Here is a 20676-nt window from a genome sequence, read left to right on the forward strand (position 1 = left end):
CGAAGCATCAGGCTCTCGCAGGACCCATAGAAGCGCAGATTACCCCCCGTCGCTCCCCCCCCCTTGGTAATGCCTCACCCGATCTTGTGACCTAGCGCAATTCCTGCGCTTTTTCCGCTCCTGTCACTTCTCGAAAATCGACGGCTCATCACGATCCGCGACCTTGAGATAACGGAAATAAACCTCGAGCTGAAGCGTGCACAGGCACTGACGGTAAATCGCGTCTGCCGCATCCCCTGCAGGCCAGTTCGGACGTCCCCGTTTGAAGGAGCCGTCAGCCTGCTGCGCGCCGAGAATCTGTGGCAGAAACTGCGCATTGTAGAACTTCCAGTCATCCGCCCCCGCCTGAAAGAAAGCCTGGGTGTAATAATACCAGCAGTACAGGTTGCAGTTGCGCTCCCAGTCCAGCGGTTCGCTGGTGAGAAACTCCCGCAGAAAACGAATCCCCTTCTTCACCGGAGTCGCCTTGTTGTGCGCCAAAGTCTGCAACCCCAGCAACCCACAGCCAGTGAGACTCCACTGGTTGTAATGCTCATCCCGGTTCGTTTTGCCAAAACCGCCGTCCTTCGTCTGCTTCGACTCCAGATAATCACAGCACCGTTTGATCGCCCCATCAAGCCCCGCAATCTTCAAACCCGAATGCTTCGCCGCCTTCAGCGCCTGAAACTGCCAGCCACTCACCGACAAATCCTCCCCTCGGCTGTCCTTGTTGTAAGCAGTCGGCAATCCCGCATTCTTGCCGCCATAGGTCCATGAGCCCTGCGGATTCTGCTGCTCGATGATGAGCTGCACCCCCTTCTCAAAAACATCACGCAATCCCGGCAGGCTGCGGTTTCCCAGCCGGTAAAACGAATACATTTCGCCGAGCGCGTAAGTCGCGATTCCATGCTCATAAGTTGCGGAATTCGACACAAGATTCTCCGCCAAAATCCCATATCGATTCTTCCTCGCGAGCTCCACCAAATAAAGCATCCCATTCCGCACATTGTCGCCGTAGAACGCCGAATCCGGCGTCTCACAGCGCCCCAGGTAACAAAGCAGCGTCAAACCCGTCATCGCCGCCTTGTTCGCCCTCCCCCAGGAACCATCCGCATTCTGCTGCGTCTTCAACCACGCCAACGAGCGCGAAACTGCCATCTCACACTCCGGCGTGCCCCCATTTTCCCTCAATTTCTCAAGCCGGTTCTGCATCGAGCAACGCCCTGCAAACATGTTGGGAGCACGAGCCAGCATGGTCATAGGCCCGGCCCCATCCGAGCCTAAACCATTGCTGATAAACACATTAAACAACCTTCCAATATCACCCCCCTGCCCTGCCTCCGGCAACGGCATCGCTTCACCGTCCATCAGCACAGGCCCCTCTCCCACTTCCACCCCAATCCGTGTCTGCGGCACCCTTCTCACCATCGCACTCATCTGCTTCATGCTGACTCGATGTTCCAAATCTTGCGAAGCCTTCACACTCGCCTGAGTTTGCCCCGCCGGAATAAAGTCCACCTCCTTCTTCGCGATCTGGGAGCCGACGATGATCACACCAGCCAGCAGCAACAAACCGAAATGCACCGCAAGGCTTAGCAAAAGCGAGCCACCACCCAACTGCCGCCAGCACCGCAGCCACACCGAAGTGCGCACCTGCGGTAATGGTGCCGCATCTTCCACCATCACCGCCTGCATAATGGGTTCCGCCGCAGGCGGCGGCTGAAACCGCTCCCAGCCGGGTGGCACTTGATACGCAGACGGCTGATTGGGATCGTTCGTGTTCATGGCGGCGTGGAATCACACCGCATGACGCTGCACTGAAGATCCTCTTGGGATAAATCTATTAGCTGCGCTGGAGATGCCGGTAAGGCAGCGTCTGCAGATTGCTGCTGCAAGGTCCCGGCGTATCCACCCACAGCATACGGGCGGCGATCTTGTCATAGGCGCGGCGGTGAGCCACGGCGGCTTTGACGGCGACCACCGAGAGATTTTCCACCGCGATGCCCTGGCTGTGCCACTGCCCAAGGTCGAAAGGCGGGGTCTTCACGCTGGTGATGAGAATAGTGATGCCTGCATGCCGGACCACAGCGCAGCGGCCCATGTCGAAGGCATCGCCGCACATGCTGGCGAGGTGGCTGTTCTTGTCTTCGAGTTCAAACCTACCGCCGTTCAAGGCGACGAGTTCGACTTCGAGTTCCAGCGGGCCTGGGTCAAGACGGCTGCCTTTGCCGCCGAGTTTGAGGGTGCGTGCACCGGCTTCGATTTCGCTGACGGACTGCGGATCGTTGATGCAAATGGCAGCGTTTGGAATGCCATGGCGAATGAGCGCACGCAGCAGTCCGGTGCAGTCTCCGGGGGCACCGCCACCGATGTTATCGGCGGGTTCCACAAGCACGGTCAGGCCCGCAGGCAATGGTTTGAGCTGTTCGAGAACTTCATCCGCGGACGGATCGGTGATCTGGCCGAGGTGGCTGAGTTCATGCGCACGCTTGCTGAGCGCTTCCAACGGCTGCGTCGCATCCGCCGTGGTGCAGGCGACGAAGCTGACTCCGGTGTCCGGGGTGTCGGCAAAGCTGAAGCCTGCGACAATGTTCATGACCCAGAGCGAGGGGTTCTCGCTTTCAAACTGCCGCGCCATCGTTTCCAGCGTCAGCATGGGATCATTCGCCGTGCCGGTGCCGGTCGGCGGCCAGTTGAGGCCCGGCTGCAGGAGCTGCATGTGCGGACGCTGGCCGGTGGTGAGGCAGCGGTTCAGCAGGCGCGCGGCGATCAATCCAGCCTCGCGTGCGTCCGTATGCGGGTTTTCGCGGTAACCTACCAAACAGTCGGCCAGCGCAGCCATCTGCGGCGAGAAATTGGCGTGCAGATCGAAGACCCCAAAGATGGGAACCGTGGTGAGGGTGCGCAGTCGGCGGAGGATTTCGCCTTCCACATCGAGGAGGGTTTCCGAGACCATGGCACCATGCAGCACCAGGTAGATGGCGTCGTAGTCGGCTTTGGCAGCAGCGGGGGCGATGTCGTTCCAGAACTGCTCGATGACTTCATCCGCTACGGTGACGGAAGGCTGCGCGCGGTAGTCGGCGGTTGGAATCATCTCCCAGCCGAATTCATCGGCCAGTTCCAGGACGCCACCGAGGGGTGAGGAGTCTCCTTTGCTGGCCCAGAGTTCCTCGCCTCGCAGGATTTGGAAATCGGAGAGCGGGGTGAGGCCGTCGAGAAAGGTGTGGGTCTCGTGGAAGAGACCGGCGATGAGGATGCGCATAGTGGAAGATTAACGCACAATGACGCGCGTTCCTGGCCGAATGAGTTGCGGAAGTCGAATGGCGTCCCAGTTGGCAAAGCGGACACAGCCGGCGCTGCGGGTGCGGCCAATGGTGCGCGGCATGGCGGTGCCGTGCAGGCCGATGCCCGACTTGCTCAGGCCGCACCAAATGACGCCAATGGGGCTGTTCGGCCCCGGTGGAATCTGAAACGCCTCCTCCCCGCGCACGCCTTCTTCGAGGAACTGCTTGTCATAGCGGAAGGTGGGTGTGGCCATCATGGTCACCACTTTCCAGGTGCCGACGGGGATGAACTGCGGCTTGCCGGGGGTGATGGGGAATGCGGCCAGCATCATCTCCTTGTCGCTGTAGATGGCGGCCATGCGCTCCGTGGTGTCCACCACGATGGTGTGGCTGCTGAGGGTCGCATCCGTTTTGAAGCTCTGCATCGGCTTGATGTCCTCGATGCGGAAGGACTTCACGTTGGGCACCACAATGATGTCTCCGGGCTTGAGCGTGGCCATGTTCTTCTTGGGATTGATGACGGTGAGGAAGGACTCGTCCGTGTGGAAGCGCTCGGCGATGAGCTCCAGCATGCTGCGGTAGGCCATGAATGGATAGACCGACGCTTTTTCATAGTCTTCGGGCAGATCGGCGGTCACGTAGCGGGTCAGGATGGGCTGGATCTTGAACGCGGCGAAGATGATGGGCACCTCGGCTTCCGCTTCCTCCTGAATGCGCGCCCAGTTGTAGAGATCCTTGTGACCGTGCGCGAAGTTGTAATTCACCACCGCCTTGTAGGTGAACTCACCGATGGCGCCATCCAGCTTGCCGGGGCCAAAGAGGTTTTTGTCGAGGAAGATCTGGATGCGCAGGATGGTATCGCGATCCTTGGGCACGGAGGGATCGTCCTTGGCCGGGCCCAAATCCTGAGCATGGGCCACGAGCGTCAAAAGACAGAGCAGAAGGAGGTGTTTCAGCATCGCCCCCATGCTAATTCGCCTTCGGCAATGAGCAAGAGAGTGCGAACCCTTGCCTGAAACGGATATGGCGCTTAGCTTTTCGGCACCCATGCCCGTCACCGTCACCGACACCCGCACCCCGGAACAGCTCCGCCAGCACTACGACGTGGAGCGCGAACTCGCCGACCGGCTGCGAAATGCGACCAAGGAGCAGCGCCGCACGCTCTACTCGGAAGTCTATGACGAGCTGTTCAAACGCGTGCCGCAGCACCCGCAGCACACGAACAAGTCCTCCCCCGAACGGCTGGCGGCCGATGTGGCGGAGAAGATGGAGATCCTGACGCCCTTTTTGACGCCGAAAACGGTATTCCTCGAAGTTGGGCCGGGAGATTGTGAGCTGGCCAAAACGGTGGCGGCCCAAGTCGCCCAGGTGCTGGCAGTGGATGTGTCCGATGAAATCACCCGCAAACGTGTGCTGCCGGAGAATCTGCGGCTGGTGCTCTCCGACGGCAGCACGATCCCGGTGGAACCGGGCAGCGTGAACGTGGCCTACAGCAACCAGTTGATGGAACATCTGCACCCGGAGGATGCGGTGGAGCAGCTGCGTCACCTGCATGCCGCGCTGGCTCCCGGTGGCGTCTATCTTTGCATCACCCCCAGCCGCTTCACCGGGCCGCATGACATCAGCTGCATCATTGATCGTGAAGCGAAGGGGTTTCACCTCAAGGAATACACCGTGGGTGATTTATCCGCGCTTTTCCGGCAGGTCGGTTTTGCCAAAACACGCATCATTTTCGGCGGGCGTGGCAAATTCATGCTGCTGCCCACCTGGCCGGCTGTAATCTGTGAGAAGCTTCTGGACTTGCTGCCTCATGGACTGCGCAAAGCAATCGCGCTCAAGCCGCCGTTTCGGTGGCTGTTTGGGGTGCGGCTGGCGGGGTTTAAGGGGTGAAAAAGTAGACCAGTTGCGCTGCAACTGGAGGATTCCGGACCAGACCAGTTGCGGCGCAACTGGTCAACTTTACTCCCGCAGCGACTGCAACCAGCGGTCGAGCTGCTGCATGAGCTCGGGAGGACCATCATTGGGGAAGTTGTCGATCAGCCAGGTGACGTCCTCGCGGGCACCGGCTTTTTCACCGAGGCGCTGACGCATCTGCGCGCGGGTGAGGCGCTCGGCGGCGGACTGGGGATCGATGGCGAGGACGAGATTCAAATACGGGAGGGATTCGCGCAGGGAGCGGCTGTCATCGAAGACGCTGCTCATGAGATTGCGCAGCATGCGCAGGAGGATGGCCTGCTTGGAGGTGGGAGAGAGGGCACCCTCAGGGAAATGGCCGTCTTCGGTGAGGTCCTTCGCGGCCTGCTCCACGGTGACGAGCTTGCCATGCTCAAACACATCCACGAGCTGGAGTTCGCCTTCAGGGCCGTCGCGATAGCCGACCATAAACTTGCCGGGCAGCGGCACGCCAAACACGCCCTGCACTCCGAGTGCGGAGGCGAGCTCGACATAGAGCACGCTGAGCGTGATGGGCAGGCCTTCGCGGTCATCGAGGACTTCGTTGAGGTAGCTGTTGGAGCGGCTGCCGTAGTCGCCGCGGCTGCCATGAAAGCCGTTCTCTTCAAAGAGGTAGCGGCTGAGACGTTTCACCGCAGGGATGGTTCCTTTCGTGATTTCGGGATCGTCTTTGAGATCCAGCACCATGGCCTTGAAGCTGTTCAAGTAGGTGGAGATGTCGATCTCTGGATTGTCATGGCGCGCCAGCAGGAGGGCGCAGCGCAGCAAATTTATTTCTGGCTCGGGCTTGGCGAGTTCGGCGAGGATTTCCTTGGTCATGGCGCGGCGGTGCAGTTCGCGCTCGAGATCGCGGAGCTTTGCGGCTTCTTCCTCCAGCCTGCGGCGCTGCTCCACGAGCACGCGACGGGCGGCGGCGGGGTTTTCCAGCAGGCCGTCCAGAGTTTTGTCGGCGGTGGCGGCGGCGGCGATGTATTCCTCCACCTTGGAGCGGAGCTGGGAGGCGACTTCGGGTTGAAGGGGTTTTTCTGCGAGATCGGTTCCGACGCGGAAATTGCGGAAATCCGCCACGGTGGTTCTGAATTTGCACAGCCCGGCGGAGCCGCTGCGCAGGCCGGTGTCGTCGCTCTCGATGACCTGCTTGCCATTCACAAAGCAGACCAGGCGCTCAGGCTCGACGCGCACGCGCAGGGTGTTCCATTCACCGGCCTTGTAGGCATCACTGGGGACGTCGGCGAGGATGGTCCAGGAATAGACATCGGGGCCGTTGAAGCGGGTGAGGCGCAACTTGCCGCCGGAGGCGTAGAAGCCATAGTGTTTGTCGCTGCCGTCGGAGCAGAAGGTGAGACCGGCGGCACCGGCTTCATCATCCAGCTTTACCGTCACCGCAGTCTCAAAGGTGCCCTCCGGGACCTTTTGCGTGGAGAGGCAGAGCGCACGACCGCCGAAGCCTGCACCAGGAAATTCGGACCGGATGACGCCGGCATGCTGCGTCCACTGCGCGCCCAGAAAGGTCTGCCACTGCTTGGGATTCAGCGCGCCGATGGTCAGCCAGCGGGACATGGGGACGGGGTTCGGTTTTTCGATGAGGGTTTTGAGGTCGTTCACCGGCATGGCAAAGCCAAGGTTGTCGGTCTTGAGGGACTTCAATGTGAGCAGCCCCAGCACGTTCCCTTGCATGTCCAGCAAGGGGCCGCCGCTGTTGCCTTTTTCAATGGGCACCGCGACCTGCAGCATCTCCAGGCCGTCGATGTCTCGGGTGGCGGAAAGCACGCCCTGTACAATGCTGAAGCCCAGACCTTCCGGTGCTCCCATGGCGACGATGGGATCGCCCTGGCGGGCTTTGCTGGAATCTCCCAGCGGCAGTGGCTTGAGGCCCTTGGCGTCGATCTTGATCAAGGCAAGGTCGTGGTGGCTGTCGCTGGCTTGAACGACGGTGACATCGTAGGTTTTGCCATCGTGCATCTCCACCTGAAGGCGGCGGGCCTCACCGATGACGTGCAGATTCGTGGCGATGAGGCCGTCCTCGCTGACGATGAAGCCGGAGCCGATGCCGTCGGTTCCTTCACGGCCGAGCTGGGTGATCTTGACCAGCGAGGGGCGGATGGAGGCGGCGAGATCGGTGGCGGTGCGGGCAGGCGGGCTTTTAGGTTTGGCGGTGCCTTTGGTCGCGGCGGTGGCACCGACCGTGAAACACACGGAAAACACGACCAGAAAAAAGAGGGTGCGTTTCATGGGATGATTTGAAGATTGCGTACGTGCCGGGCGTTTGGAAAGGTCCACTTTCGTTTATGAGCATACGCCGCGCCGCCTTTCTGTCATTCTTGTCCTTTTCAACTCTCGCCACATGGGCGGACGAGTTCCCGAAACCCTTCAACACCGAAAAGGGCGATCCTATGCCTGCCGAGGAGGTGGCGCGGACGATGGAACTGCCGAAGGGCTTCAAGTGCGTGGTGTTTGCCGCCGAGCCGGATGTGCAGCAGCCGATTGCGATGAGCTGGGATAAAAAGGGCCGTCTTTGGGTGGCTGAAAACTACACCTATGCGGAGAACCCCATGCGCTGGGACACCAAGCTGCGGGACCGCATCATCATCCTGGAAGACAAGGACGGCGACGGCAAGCACGACGGACGCAAGGTATTCTGGGAAGGAGGCAGCTACCTGACGAGCGTGGAAACCGGTTATGGTGGCGTCTGGGTGCTGCACAACGGGACGCTGAGCTTCATCGCTGACAAAAACGGCGACGACGTGCCGGACGGCGAGCCAGAAGTGCTGCTGGATGGATTCAACGTGAAGACCATCGGCCACAACATCGTGAACGGTCTGCGCTGGGGTCCGGACGGCTGGCTGTACGGTCGCCACGGCATCACCGACACCTCGAGCGTCGGCGCACCGGGCACTCCTGCGGACAAGCGCATCAAGATGAACTGCGCCATCTGGCGCTACCACCCCACGCTGAAGATTTTGGAAACCGTGGCCCACGGCGGCACGAACTCCTGGGGGCATGACTGGAATGCCGACGGTGAGCTGTTCATGATCAACACGGTGATCGGCCACCTGTGGCATGTGATCCCCGGTGCGTACTACCGCCGCATGTTCGGCACGCATCTCAATCCGCATGTGTATGAGATCATCGAGCAGACGGCGGATCACTTCCACTGGGACACGGGCGCGGAAAAGTGGGACAGCATCCGCAAAGGCGGTGCCAGCCCGAAGACCTCGGAGCTCGGCGGCGGGCACGCGCATGTGGGAATGCTCATCTATCAGGGCGGAGTCTGGCCGAAGGAATACCACGGCGCCATGCTCACCTGCAACCTGCACGGCAACCGCATCAACATGGACAAGCTGGAGCGCGAGGGCTGCGGCTACGTGGGCAAGCACGCGCCCGACTTCATGCAGGCCAAGGACAAGTGGTTCCGCGGGATCGACCTCCTCACCTGCCCCGATGGCAACGTCGTCGTCTCCGACTGGAGCGACAGCGGCGAGTGCCATGACAACGACGGCGTGCACCGGACCAGCGGGCGGATTTACAAGATTGTGTATGGGGAGTCGAAGAAAATTGAGCCCAAGGCTTATGCCAGCCTCGAAACCATCCCATCCGACGAACTCCTCAAGAACAATTGGTGGACGAGAATGCACCGCAGACTCAGGTTTGAGGGAACAGATCCCATTAGGAAGACGGAGGACGATTCGCGAGCAGAGGCGCTCTTTAGAATGGCACTCTCCGCCAAGGACAAGGACAAGCATGTGATCCAGGCATTCAATTTGGTTTGGAACAAGCACCCCAGCGCCCCGGAAAATGTCCGTCCAGAAGACGAGAATATCGCCTGGTATTTGAATCGGTTCACCGAACTGGCCAAGGATAGCACCAATGGCCTCGTCCGCCTTCACATCGCCTCTGCACTTCAGAATCTCCCCCTCGAATCCCGCTGGCCCATCGCCAACGCTCTCGCCAAACATGCCGAAGACGCAAACGACCGCCAGCAACCGCTCATGATCTGGTACGGCATCGAGCCCTCAGTCGCGGCGGACCCGTTGAGGGGCGTAGAGCTGATCGAAGAGGCCAAGATCCCGACCGTGCGTCGTCTGGTGGCGCGCCGGATCGCGGAGATGATCGAGGCGAAGCCGGAAGCGGTGGATGCGCTGGTGGCGCTGATGACGGAGCAGAAAGATGTACGTGACGATGTGCTGGCCGGACTGGCGGCAGGCTTGGATGGTTTCAGCTCGGCGAAAAAGCCGAAGGGCTGGGATGAGTTTATCACCAAGAGCGGCGGTCTCCCGGCTGCTGGGGCGGACAAGGGAACGGCGACGTCCCCCCTCCTCGCGCTCTCCGCAGTCTTTGGCAGCGGCCGTGCTGCGGACGAACTGATCGCCATCGTGAAAAACACCGAGGGAGATGCGAATGCGAGATTGAACGCCTTCAAGAGCCTCACGCGCACCGCCAAGCCGGAGCTGCTGGCCGTGATTCGTGCGCAGATCAATGACAAGGTGCTGGGCACGGTGGCGCGCAACGCGCTGGCCGCGTATGATGATCCGAACATTCCGAAGGCGATGCTGAATCCCTGGCCCGGCCGCAGCGAGGAGCAGCAGGCCGCCACGGTGGCGACGCTGACCTCACGCCCGAGCTACGCGAAGGCGCTGCTGGAAGCGATCAAGGCGAAGAAGGTGCCAGCAACGGCGATCTCACCTTTCCAGGCACGGCAGATCCGCAGCCTGGGTGATGAATCCCTCAATACCCTGCTCACCGAAGCCTGGGGCGAGATTCGCGACACACCGGAAGCGAAGAAGGCGGAATTTACGAAATGGGAAGGACTGCTGACGAAGGACACCCTGGCCAAGGCGGATCCCTCCAAAGGCCGCATGATCTTCACGGCGGCGTGCAGCGCCTGCCACAAGCTCTACGGCCAGGGCGGTGCCATCGGCCCTGAGCTGACGGGCAGTGACCGCCACAACCTGAAGTACCTCCTTGAAAACATCCTGGACCCCAGTGCGGTGGTGCCTGCGGACTTCCGCGTGAGCGTGCTCAATCTGAAGGATGGCCGCACCATCACCGGCGTCATCCCTGAGCAGACTGAACGCACCCTGACGGTGCAGACGCCAGCCGAGCGGATCATCATTGAACGAACTCAGATCGTGAAGCAGGCGCAGCTTCCCATGTCCCTGATGCCAGAAGGACTGCTGTCGGCGCTGGGAGACGAGAATGTGAAGAATCTGATCGCCTACCTGATGTCGAACGGCCAGGTGGAGATGCCGAAGTAAGCCAAGGCGACGGGGTCTCCCGCCCCCGTCTGGAAGGCGGGGAGCCAGATAGCAACTCATGAAGGAAAATCCACCGTCTGAGTGGCACGGGGTCAGGAGACCCCGGCACCTTGGGGCGGTGGGAGTTCCAATGACCGCATGACGAAGCGTTTGCGATAATACCGCTATTCGTCATTCTGCAATGATTCGCTTTGCTCAGCTCTGCATTCGTCATTCCCCTTCCCCATGCCTCACTTCTTCGACTGGATCGCCGCTGCACGCCCGAAAACACTTGGGGCGGCCATTGCTCCTGTGGTGGTGGGGTGTGCGCTGGGGGCGAAGATTTCGGGACACTTCGACTGGTGGCTGGCCTTCTGCACGCTGGGAAGCTGCGGGGCGCTGCAGATCGCGACGAATTTTTTTAATGACGCACTGGATTCGATCAAAGGGGCGGACACGCAGGCACGCATCGGGCCAAAGCGCATCACGGCAAGTGGTGTGGCTTCGCCGAGGGCGGTGAAGTTTGCGGCCTGGCTGATGCTGGCGGTGGCGACGCTGCTGGCGGTGCCGTTGTTTGAGGCGCGGGGGCTGCCGATTCTCTTCATCGGCATTCCATCGCTGTATTTCTGCTTTGGCTACACGGGCGGGCCGGTGCCGCTGGCGTATCGTGGGCTGGGAGAACTGTTTGTGATCTTGTTCTTCGGCTTCGTGGCGGTGACGGGCACGGCCTTTGTACAAACCGGAGAGTGGTATGAAGCCGCCATCGTGGCGGGGTTTCAAATCGGCTGCCTCAGCACGGTCTTGATCGCCATCAACAACCTGCGCGATGTCGCGGAGGACGGGCAGACCGGCAAGAAAACGCTGGCCGTGCGCTTCGGCGTGGGCTTTGCGCGGGCGGAGATTGTGCTTCTCATCGTGGCGGCGCATGCAGCGGGGATTTACTGGTTTCAGCAGGGCTGGCCGCGAGCGTTCACGCTGCCGCTGATCACGCTGCCGATTGGGCTGTTTGTGGCGTGGCGGGTGATCGCCGAACCGCCCAGCCGGGGGCACAACCGCCTGCTGGCAATGAGCGGGGGGCAACTGTTGCTGTTTGCGGCGCTGATGTGCTGGGGGATTGTGAAGAGTGCGGATGTGATGCGGTGAACACGCCGGGTGCGGCGTATATGAAGTACAAAAGCTAAACCCGAATGACCGACGCCCCTATCTACGTCCATGAGTATCTCCTGCGCAGTGGCGTGGCGCTGAATGCGGTCTCGATGCGGCGGGTGTTTGCAGGAGCGCTGATCTGCGTGGATGGCGGCTATGGCTGTGTGCATCCGTGGCCGGAGTTTGGCGATGCGCCGGTGGAGGAGCAGTTGCGTCTGCTCAGTGAAGGTATCACGACTCCGGTGACGGCGATGGCGCTGCGCTGTGCGGAGATCGACGGTGCGGCGCGGCGTGCGGGTGTGAGTTTGTTTGAGGGGCTGGAGATTCCGCGCAGCCACTATTCGTGGAGCTTTGCCACCGACACCGAGGCGCAGATGGAGCGTGTGCTGACGGAAGGATGGCCCGCGATCAAGGCGAAGGGGTTTGCCAATTATGGCGAGACAACGCGATTCCTCGAAGGCTGCGCAAAGCGGTTTGAAACGCAGGGCGTGCGGTTGCGCGTGGATTTCAACGGCGTGCTGGACCGGCTGACGTTTGGCAAGTTCATCGAGTTCATGCCGCTGCGCGTGTACCGTGCGCTGGATTTCGTGGAGGACCCCTTCCCCTATGATGCGGCGGCGTGGGAGGCCGTGCGGCAAAAGTGGGGTGTGAAGCTGGCGCTGGACAAAGGCTGGAAGGACGGTACGCAGGGCTTTGATGCCGTGGTGGTGAAACCGGCGCGGCGTGACTGGCGAATCGTGGCAGAAACCCATCCGCAGCATCCGCTGGTGCTGACCTCGGCGATGGATCATGCGCTGGGGCAGATGTTTGCGGCGTATGAAGCGGCGGTGGCGCAGTCCGAGGGGCAAGCGCTGGATTTCTGCGGGCTGTGCACGGAGCATCTGTTTGAGAAGGATGTGTTCTTTGAGCGCGTGACATCCCATGGCGGCCATTTGTCAGCGGACCGCAGTGGTGGCGGGTTGGGATTTGGCGAGGTTTTGGAGGCGCTGCCATGGAGACTGCTGTGAACATGGCACCCGAGTTCTGGACGGACGGCAGCGTGTGGGTAGGCCGCTCTGAGCACACCACGGAAGGTGCGGGCTTGGCCGAAATGGCGCTGCGCGAGCTAGAGGCGAAGGACTGGTGCTTCTTTCAAACGAGCGGTACGGAGGGCGTGCGTAAATGGGTGGGGCTGACCAAAGAGTCGCTGCTGATCTCTGCGCGCGCGGTGAACGAGCACTTTGGCATCACGGCGCAGGACCACTGGCTGCTGGCGCTGCCCACGCACCATGTGGGAGGCTTCGGCATTCTGGCGCGCGCGCATCTCAGCGGCAGCCCCGTCACCCGGCTGGAGGGAAAATGGAATGCGGCGGCGTTTGTGCAGAATTGTGAAGAGGCGGGGGCCACGCTGGCTTCGCTGGTACCAACACAGATTTTTGATCTGGTAGCGGCACAACTGAGGGCACCGAATTCCATGCGTGCGGTGCTGGTGGGCGGTGGGGCTTTAAATGCAGAGCTGGAGGCTGCGGCACTGGACTTGGGCTGGCAGGTGCACCGCACCTATGCCATGACGGAGACCGGCTCCAGCGTTGCCGCGCAGCCGCGTCCGGGTGCTGAACTGGAGGTGCTGCCGATCTGGCAGGTCCGCACGGATGCGGAGGGCGTGCTAATCGTGAGCGGCCCCGCACTGGCGCAGGGTTATGCGATCTTTGAGGAAGGCCGCTGGCGCTGGGAGCCGATCCCAGCGGAAGGGCTACGCACACGCGACCGGGTGGAGATTATCGAAGCGGAGGGAAAACGCCGACTGCGCTTCCTCGGGCGCGAGGCGGGGACGGTGAAGATCCTCGGCGAGCTGGTGGCATTGGGCCCCATTCAGGACCTCATCGAGGCGCTGCGGCTCAAGCTTGGCTCAAGCACTGCAGATGCCGCCGTTTGTGATGTCCCAGATGCTCGCAAAGAAAGCCGCCTGGTGCTGGCCGTGAGCGGCATGACTGAGGGCGAAGCCGCGCAGATGCAAAAAGGCCTCAACGAAACGTTGAGGCCTTTTGAGCAAATTCAAGATGTCCGCATGCTGCATGCGATACCGCGCAGCGATCTGGGCAAAGTGCTCCTGGCAGGTCTGCGGGAGCTGCTGAGGTAATCAGTTTTCCTTTGGAGCCGAGCCATCCAGCGGGGTGATGACGGGGCGGTCTTTCATCTCGGGGGAGATGAGGTAGTTTTTCGGATTGGCCGGATCGGTGATGAAAGAGATGAGGAAGAGTTCCTCGATCTTGTCGGTCAGGGTTTCCTGGGAAGTGCGGACGGTGGCGTGGACGTAGCCCTTGTCCTTTTCCTGAACGAGGCCGAGCACGATGACTTTGAGAGTCTCCTGCTTCCGCTTGGTAGCTTCGGGCGTGAGCTTGAGCTTTTTGTGCCAGGCTTCGCGATCCACCTGATAAAACTCCTGAGGGGACATCTTTTCCAGTTCGCTCACGCCCTTCACATTGTAACCGGCGAGCATGTTCTCCTCGTCGGACATGGTTGGAGCGGACTTGATGATGTTGACCGTTTCACGCTGACGGCGCTCCAAGGAGGAGGGAACCAGCATCTGGGATGCGGTTTTCCAGTCCTGCTGCACGACGGCGGTGAGGTACTTTTTCACCAGGGCGGCGCAGGGGTGATCCAGCGGCAGCTGCTCGGCCTGGACCGGCAAAGCGGTAAGGCTGAGGAGTGAAACGGCAAACAGGCTACGAAGAAAGAAACGCACGTGCATAGAAAAGTTGTAGGGGGCGGGAGGGTTTGTAGCCGCTGGCAGAATGCGCGTCAAATAAAGAAAGCCGGAGCAGGCCGGAGTTATCGCGGGCTGCGTATTACAGGTGTCAACTTGTCATGCCTTTAGGATTTCGCTTTTCTTTATGAACAATTAGAGCCTATTTACCGACAAAGCAGTCTGCTTGATCACAACAATCAAACTATTATGAAACATCTCATCCTCACCCTCATCACTGCTGCAACATTCTCATCCTGCGCCACCGGCCCGGGCGCTCAACAGGGCGCTGTTATCGGCGGCCTCGGCGGTGCTGCTGTCGGCGGCATCATTGGCTCTCAAAGCGGTCGTGGCCTCGAAGGCGCTGCCATCGGTGGTGCGCTCGGCGCTCTGGGCGGCAATGCTATCGGCAATGCCCGTGACCGCCGCCGTGGTTACTACTATTAATCAAGCCCCTGCAAATACATTCAATCCATTAATCCAAACATGAAAAAAACTCTCCTCACTGCTCTCACCGCCCTTTCGCTGGTTTCCTGCGCTTCCGGCCCTAATGCTCAAACAGGTTCTGTGCTTGGTGCACTCGGCGGCGCAGCCGTCGGTGGCATCATCGGCAATCAGAGCGGACGTGGCCTGGAAGGCGCCGCCATCGGTGCCGGCCTCGGTGCTCTGGGTGGCAACGCCATTGGCAATTCTCGTGACCAGCGCCAGCAGCAGCAATACTACCAGGGCCAGCAGCAGGGCTACCGTGGACGCCAGCAGCAGCAGGGTTACTACGACCGCAACGGCAACTACCACTACTACTAAACGCAACGCATCTTTGCTTGCAGAGCAACGATCCCCGGAGAGCCTCACCTGATGATGTCAAAAATCGGTGAGGCTCTTCTATTTTTTCGTGAGAACGACTGGCGTTCGATACTGGTGCGTCTGAACACGCGGGACACGCATCCGCTGATCCAGTTTATCAAGTATGGCATCTGCGGAATTGGATCGCTGACCCTCACAACGGCGATTTTTTATGCCCTGTCCAGATGGGGCATGTATCCAGCCCTGGTCAGCAGTGGTGTGACCGATGAGGTGCGTGCGCTGCACAGCATCTACAACAACATCATCGCCTTTTTCTTTGGCAACATCTTTGCCTATGTGACCAATTCCCTCTGGGTATTCACCCCGGGACGGCATCACCGGGTGTTGGAGTTTGTCTATTTTTCGGTGGTCAGTTCGACAGGGTTTGCCATTGGCCTGCTCTCCGGGCCGTATCTCATCAAGTGGTATGGGATCAGCACATTGACCGCCCAGTTGATGCTGATCATTTCTTCCACTCTGGTGAATTTCATCTGCCGGAAGCTTTTTGTCTTCAAAGGCTGACCTCACATGCTGAACGTCGTCTTGTTTCAGCCGGAGATTCCGCACAACACGGGTGCCATAGGACGGCTGTGCCTGGCCACGAATGCGCGGCTGCATCTGATCAAACCTCTCGGCTTCAGCCTTGATGACAAGCAGCTCAAGCGCGCCGGACTGGACTACTGGGCGGAGGTGGATGTGCGGGTCTGGGAGAGCTGGGAGGCGCTGGCCGCGGAGATTCCTGCCGCAGCCGCGTGCTGGTTCATCGAATGCCAGGGCGAGCATACCTACTGGGAGGCCGATCTCACAGCGGATGAGATTTTCCTCGTTTTTGGCCCGGAAACACGCGGCATCCCGACCTCGGTGATCCAGCAGGAGCGCTGCCTGCGCATCCCGATGCAGGGCACGCGGAGTCTGAATCTAGCCACGGCAGCGGGCATTGTGATGTATGAGACGCTCAGACAACGCGCGCTGGCGGGCATCATGCCTTGACGCCGCGTGGCATCTGCGGAGCGTACACCCTAATTTACTACATGAGCCAGGAAGCAGCCCCACTCGCCGCACACGATGTGCACCGTACCTACCACCTTGCGGGGCATGATCTGCCCGTGCTACGCGGCGTCAATGTCGAAGTCGCAGCCGGTGAAAAGGTGTTTCTCTGCGGCCAGTCCGGTGCAGGCAAAACCACTCTGCTCTACGTCCTCGGCGGGCTGGAGCAGCCCACATCGGGAGATGTGATGGTGCATGGCCGCTCGCTGTATCAGGCGGCCGCAGCCGAGCGTGCGCGCACTCGCAACGAGGTCATGGGATTTGTCTTCCAGCATTACTTCCTGCTGCCGGAACTCACGGCTTTGGAAAATGTGATGCTGCCGGCCATGATCGGCGGCAAAAAAGCCGAGACACGCGCCCGCGAACTGCTGGACAAGGTGGGCCTCACGGCACGTCTCCAACACCTGCCAACCGAACTTTCCGGCGGCGAGCAGCAGCGCGTGGCCATCGCCCGTGCGCTCATCAACAACCCTGGCATCATCTACGCTGATGAGCCCACCGGCAATCTCGATGCAAGCACCGGCAGCGGCGTCATCGACATGCTGATGCAGGTGGTCGATGAAGCCAAAAAAACACTCGTGGTCGTCACGCATGATCAAACCCTGGCCAAGCGCGGTGACCGCCGCCTGCTCCTCAAAGAAGGCCGTCTCGAAGAAGGTTGATGCACTCGCCTTGGTGCTGAAACGAGATTAAACTTCTGCACGCGTATGTCTTCGGAATCTCCCATGCCCGCCACGGACTCCCCTCCCCTCCCAGGACCTCAGCGCCAGAAGCGCGGCTGCTTTGGCTCGCTCATCCGCCTGCTGTTTCTGCTCATCCTGCTCATTGCACTGGTGCTGCCATTCACCCCCTTTGCCGGCAAGATCAAAAAAGCCATCCAGGACATCGTCGCCTCCGCACGGAGCACGAAGGAACGCATCATCACACGAGACGTGATGCGGGATGTGATCAAGGAAGTTCCCGTCGTCAAAGAAGTGACCAAGGAGGTCATCCGCGAAGTCCAGCCGCCGCTGCCGGAGAAATTCATCCCGCGCAAGGACATCGACGTGGCCAGGCTCTTCAACGGCATCACGGTCAAGACGAACCTGATCACCGAAGAAGGCGGATTTGCCAGTCTGGAACGGCTTGATCCCGAGGCCTACAAGGCGGAGTTCCAGCTCAGCATCCGCGTGCCCAAGGCAAATCAGACGCTGGACGAACTCTCCCGCATCAACAAAAACCTGCCCGCCATCCTGCCCGGACTCGAGGTGATGATGACTGCGGCGAAGGTGAGCGGCTTCTACCACAAGCTTTACGAGAACAAAACCAACCGCGTGCAGAACGACCTCACGCGCCTCAACAGAGTCCTCGACAGTCACAACTTCTATGACACCGAGACCATCCTAGAACTGACCCACCCGACCACTCAGCGCCGCGCACTGCTCGTGCAGTCGGAGATGGATGTCGTGGCCGACGGCTCGGATGGCGACCGCATGCCGACGCTGGAGGAGTACATCTACCTCTCCGACTATTACCAGCCCTTCACGAGCTATGCGTGGGCGAAGACCACGAAGACGCCGAACCCGCTCCTCGCCAAATGGGAGGAGCGCCTGCAGAAAGCGCAGGATGAATTCTCAAAGAAGGGCCTGAGTTCATCACGCAACCGGGAGCTCAAGGTCATGATCGACCAGCTCAAGCTTGAGGTCTCCGACTTCAAGGTGCGCAGCAGTCTCATCGCGGACAAAGATCCCTTCATCGTCATCTCGCTGCTGTTCCGTGGCTATGCGGACCAGAACAAGTTCACGCCGCAGATCGGCGACTACGCGGCCGTCATTCACGAAGGAAAAATCTACCCTGCCATCTGCGGCGACTACGGCCCCAGCTTCAAGATGGGCGAAGCCTCGCTGCTCATGGCCAAAACCATCAATCCCAAGGCCACTCCCTACATCCGGCCCGAGAGCGATCTCAAGGTGACCTACCTCATCTTTCCCGGCACGGCGGAGAAGGAGCGCAGTGCGCCGGATCTCGCGAAATGGCGGGAGAAATGCCTGGCCCTGCTGGGAGAAGTGGGCGGCGTGGGTGCTGGTTTTGAGCTGCACACCTGGGAAGACCCGTTCAAGAAACCGGAGCCGCCACCACCCGTCACCGTCATGCCACCTGCGACCAGTGACGCAGCCACCCCCGGCACTCCAGGGACCATAACGGCCCCGCCGGCAGTTCCATCCACCACGACTCCCCTGCCCGGCCCTGCCACGGCACCGATCAATCTCACCCCCATCCCGCCATCCCCCGATGCGACAAAGTCCGGTGAAGTGAAAGCCACACCGAAGGCCGCGCCTGCCAAATCGAGTGGTGCGAAAGCGAAGAAGAAGTAAATGCGTTGCAAGAATGGCACTCAGTTAAGGCTGGGTATCGTTCGCTTCGCTTGCTTCTGGTCCTGCACTCACGAGAACGCGGCAGCGTCTTGGAGTGCGTGCGGCAAGCCTGGGCGCGACGCCGCTTTCGCAGGCCGGACAGAAGTCTCAGGCCAAGAGGAGCATACAACACCTAGCGAAAGCGGTGTCGGCGATGCAGGCTTGCGCCGTGCATCTCTGCCACCGCACTCCAAGACGCTGGCGCGTGACTCGGGTGCCCAAGACCTCAAGAACGCACGCCCCCTTTAACTGAGTGCCATTCATGCCTGGCAGCGTTGCTGTCTGCTATCCTCAGTCAAACACCACCGTCTTGTTTTTGACGACCAGCACGCGGTCACGTGAGTGCCACCAGAGGGCTTTGGCGAGGACGGTTTTTTCCAAATCGCGACCGAGGCGCACGAGGTCTTGCACGCTGTCTTCGTGACTGACGCGCATGACGTCCTGATGGATGATCGGACCTTCGTCGAGATCTGCGGTGACGTAATGACTTGTGGCGCCGATGATCTTCACGCCGCGCTGGAAGGCCTGATGGTAGGGCTTCGCACCGACGAAAGCAGGCAGGAAGCTGTGATGAATGTTCAGGATACGGTGAGGAAACTCCGCGATCATCGCCGGACTGATGATCTGCATGTAGCGGGCCAGCACGACGGTGTCGATGCGGTTCTGGCGCAGCAGTTCGATCTGGGCGGCCTCCTGCGCGAGCTTGTTGTCCTTCGTGATTGGAAAGTGATGAAACGGAATGCCGAAGCGCTCCGCCGCCGGCCGCAGGGTCTCGTGATTGGCAACGATGAGCGGGATGTCCACGGGCAGGTCGCCGGATTCATGACGGGCGAGGAGATCGTAGAGACAGTGGTTCTCCTTGGTGACAAAGAGGGCGATGCGCTTGCGCTGGCTGGCAAAGCTCAGGCGCATCTGCATTTCATGCCGGCGCGCCATGGGCTGCAGGCGTGATTCGATCTCTTCATTTTCGAGCGTGAACTTCTCCAGGCTCCATTCCAGGCGCATGAAGAAGGCGTTCTGCTCGGGGTCGATGTGCTGCTGCAGATCGATGATGTTCCCCTGATGGGAGAAGATGAACCCGGTCACATCATGCACGAGTCCGGGACGGTCCGGGCAATGGATGAGGAGTGTTGCGATGTCAGCAGAAGCCATGGTGAATCAGGATTACGAACGTGAAGCCGGGAAACGCGTACAAATGCCCTGGCCTTCGATCAGGCTGGGAATCTGCTCGGCATGACGACCGGAGGCGATGATGCACTCCACACCGCCGTGCACTGCGTCCTGCACGGCGCGCAGTTTGGAAATCATGCCGCCGGTGCCGAGGGTGGATTTTTCCTCTTCGGCGTGGTGGATCACGTCATCGACATTCTCGACGACAGGGATCGGACCCTCTTCAGGCTTCTTGGTGTCGCGCAGAAGTCCCGGGGCGCTGGTGAGGAGGATGAGGACGTCAGCACCCCAGAAGCGGGCGACGCGGGAGGAGAGCTTGTCGTTGTCGCCGTAGCGCAGTTCTTCGATGGCGACGGAGTCGTTTTCATTGATGACGGGCACCACCTGGGAGAACTCCATGAGACGATCCAGCACGGCTTTGACGCGCGGGGCGCGATCCGCATTTTCGAAGTCTTCATGGGTGACGAGCAGCTGGGCGACGTGCAGGCCGTGATCCCGAAGCAGGGATTCATAGGCGTGCATGAGGTGCGTCTGGCCCACGGCGGCGAGCGCCTGCAGGGTGGTCACATCGGAAGGACGTTGCTTGAATTCAAGCGGCTTCAGGCCGGAGGCCACGGCACCGCTGCTGACGACGACGACCGAATGCCCGGCACGCTTTAGCAATGCGACGGCCTCGACGAGTTTGCGCAGCTGCACAGGATCGGGTTCAGGCGCATCTTTACGCGTGAGAATACCGGAGCCGAATTTGAGAACGATGCGCTTGGAGGCCATGAGTCAGGGGGAAAACGAAGGGCGGCGAATATGGCGGGGTGCGCTGCGATGCAAAGGGCAAAAGGCGCAGGGGTGGCCACAAAAAGGCGCAAAGCGGTTCAAAAAAGAGGCGTGGGGCGGCTGTGCCAGGG

General features: G+C 60.5%; 18 protein-coding genes. 11 read left to right on the forward strand and 7 right to left on the reverse strand.

The features are described from left to right. Positions 1 to 123: 123 nt before the first annotated feature. From AC3RLQ_RS09705 to AC3RLQ_RS09715, 3 genes are read right to left on the reverse strand one after another with little or no spacing between them, the layout of a single operon-like run. Positions 124 to 1764 (reverse strand): prenyltransferase/squalene oxidase repeat-containing protein, encoded by a 1641-nt coding sequence (locus tag AC3RLQ_RS09705; protein WP_493036591.1) that lies wholly within the window; start codon positions 1762 to 1764, stop codon positions 124 to 126. A gap of 58 nt (positions 1765 to 1822) precedes the next feature. Beyond that, on the reverse strand, positions 1823 to 3241 hold the full coding sequence (locus AC3RLQ_RS09710; RefSeq protein WP_493036593.1) for a M81 family metallopeptidase: 1419 nt from the start codon (positions 3239 to 3241) through the stop codon (positions 1823 to 1825). 9 nt (positions 3242 to 3250) lie between these two features. Continuing rightward, complete coding sequence (locus AC3RLQ_RS09715) at positions 3251 to 4222, reverse strand: L,D-transpeptidase (protein ID WP_493036595.1); 972 nt, start codon at positions 4220 to 4222, stop codon at positions 3251 to 3253. Between the two features lie 88 nt (positions 4223 to 4310). Between AC3RLQ_RS09715 and AC3RLQ_RS09720 the strand changes: the two genes are divergently transcribed. Beyond that, the gene (locus tag AC3RLQ_RS09720) at positions 4311 to 5153 is read left to right on the forward strand and encodes a class I SAM-dependent methyltransferase (protein WP_493036597.1); all 843 of its coding nucleotides are present in this window, start codon (positions 4311 to 4313) and stop codon (positions 5151 to 5153) included. A 69-nt stretch (positions 5154 to 5222) separates the two neighbouring features. On the opposite strand, the gene AC3RLQ_RS09725 is transcribed toward AC3RLQ_RS09720, so the two are convergent. Continuing rightward, positions 5223 to 7448, reverse strand: a complete 2226-nt coding sequence (locus AC3RLQ_RS09725) for a trypsin-like peptidase domain-containing protein (RefSeq protein WP_493036599.1) — start codon at positions 7446 to 7448, stop codon at positions 5223 to 5225. A gap of 56 nt (positions 7449 to 7504) precedes the next feature. On the opposite strand from AC3RLQ_RS09725, the gene AC3RLQ_RS09730 reads away from it, so the two are divergent. From AC3RLQ_RS09730 to AC3RLQ_RS09745, 4 genes are all read left to right on the forward strand, one after another. Then, complete coding sequence (locus AC3RLQ_RS09730; protein WP_493036601.1) at positions 7505 to 10471, forward strand: PVC-type heme-binding CxxCH protein; 2967 nt, start codon at positions 7505 to 7507, stop codon at positions 10469 to 10471. Positions 10472 to 10696: 225 nt separating this feature from the next. Further along, the gene (locus tag AC3RLQ_RS09735) at positions 10697 to 11593 is read left to right on the forward strand and encodes a 1,4-dihydroxy-2-naphthoate polyprenyltransferase (RefSeq protein WP_493036605.1); all 897 of its coding nucleotides are present in this window, start codon (positions 10697 to 10699) and stop codon (positions 11591 to 11593) included. Between the two features lie 44 nt (positions 11594 to 11637). Further along, on the forward strand, positions 11638 to 12603 hold the full coding sequence (locus AC3RLQ_RS09740; RefSeq protein WP_493036607.1) for a hypothetical protein: 966 nt from the start codon (positions 11638 to 11640) through the stop codon (positions 12601 to 12603). Next, positions 12588 to 13715, forward strand: coding sequence for an AMP-binding protein (locus AC3RLQ_RS09745; protein ID WP_493036609.1), 1128 nt, complete (start codon positions 12588 to 12590; stop codon positions 13713 to 13715). The genes AC3RLQ_RS09740 and AC3RLQ_RS09745 overlap by 16 nt, the downstream gene beginning before the upstream one ends. Here AC3RLQ_RS09745 and AC3RLQ_RS09750 read toward each other — a convergent pair whose 3' ends face one another. Continuing rightward, complete coding sequence (locus tag AC3RLQ_RS09750; RefSeq protein ID WP_422321353.1) at positions 13716 to 14321, reverse strand: hypothetical protein; 606 nt, start codon at positions 14319 to 14321, stop codon at positions 13716 to 13718. A 210-nt stretch (positions 14322 to 14531) separates the two neighbouring features. On the opposite strand from AC3RLQ_RS09750, the gene AC3RLQ_RS09755 reads away from it, so the two are divergent. From AC3RLQ_RS09755 to AC3RLQ_RS09780, 6 genes are all read left to right on the forward strand, one after another. Further along, the gene (locus AC3RLQ_RS09755; protein ID WP_395734417.1) at positions 14532 to 14768 is read left to right on the forward strand and encodes a YMGG-like glycine zipper-containing protein; all 237 of its coding nucleotides are present in this window, start codon (positions 14532 to 14534) and stop codon (positions 14766 to 14768) included. A 39-nt stretch (positions 14769 to 14807) separates the two neighbouring features. Further along, positions 14808 to 15125 (forward strand): YMGG-like glycine zipper-containing protein, encoded by a 318-nt coding sequence (locus tag AC3RLQ_RS09760; protein ID WP_493036611.1) that lies wholly within the window; start codon positions 14808 to 14810, stop codon positions 15123 to 15125. Between the two features lie 51 nt (positions 15126 to 15176). Further along, on the forward strand, positions 15177 to 15686 hold the full coding sequence (locus tag AC3RLQ_RS09765) for a GtrA family protein (protein WP_461524632.1): 510 nt from the start codon (positions 15177 to 15179) through the stop codon (positions 15684 to 15686). A 6-nt stretch (positions 15687 to 15692) separates the two neighbouring features. Then, positions 15693 to 16154, forward strand: a complete 462-nt coding sequence (locus AC3RLQ_RS09770) for a tRNA (cytidine(34)-2'-O)-methyltransferase (protein ID WP_493036614.1) — start codon at positions 15693 to 15695, stop codon at positions 16152 to 16154. A 41-nt stretch (positions 16155 to 16195) separates the two neighbouring features. After that, positions 16196 to 16873: an ABC transporter ATP-binding protein gene (locus tag AC3RLQ_RS09775; protein ID WP_397385923.1), complete on the forward strand. Its 678-nt coding sequence runs from the start codon at positions 16196 to 16198 to the stop codon at positions 16871 to 16873. Between the two features lie 63 nt (positions 16874 to 16936). Further along, the gene (locus tag AC3RLQ_RS09780; RefSeq protein ID WP_493036616.1) at positions 16937 to 18565 is read left to right on the forward strand and encodes a glycoside hydrolase family 75 protein; all 1629 of its coding nucleotides are present in this window, start codon (positions 16937 to 16939) and stop codon (positions 18563 to 18565) included. Positions 18566 to 18895: 330 nt separating this feature from the next. Here the strand turns inward: AC3RLQ_RS09780 and purU are convergent, their stop codons facing one another. After that, complete coding sequence (gene purU, locus AC3RLQ_RS09785; protein ID WP_493036618.1) at positions 18896 to 19756, reverse strand: formyltetrahydrofolate deformylase; 861 nt, start codon at positions 19754 to 19756, stop codon at positions 18896 to 18898. A gap of 12 nt (positions 19757 to 19768) precedes the next feature. Next, positions 19769 to 20545, reverse strand: a complete 777-nt coding sequence (gene proB / locus AC3RLQ_RS09790; RefSeq protein WP_493036620.1) for a glutamate 5-kinase — start codon at positions 20543 to 20545, stop codon at positions 19769 to 19771. Positions 20546 to 20676 lie beyond the last annotated feature (131 nt).

It is taken from the genome of Prosthecobacter sp. GW821-HT29F12 (assembly GCF_058803405.1).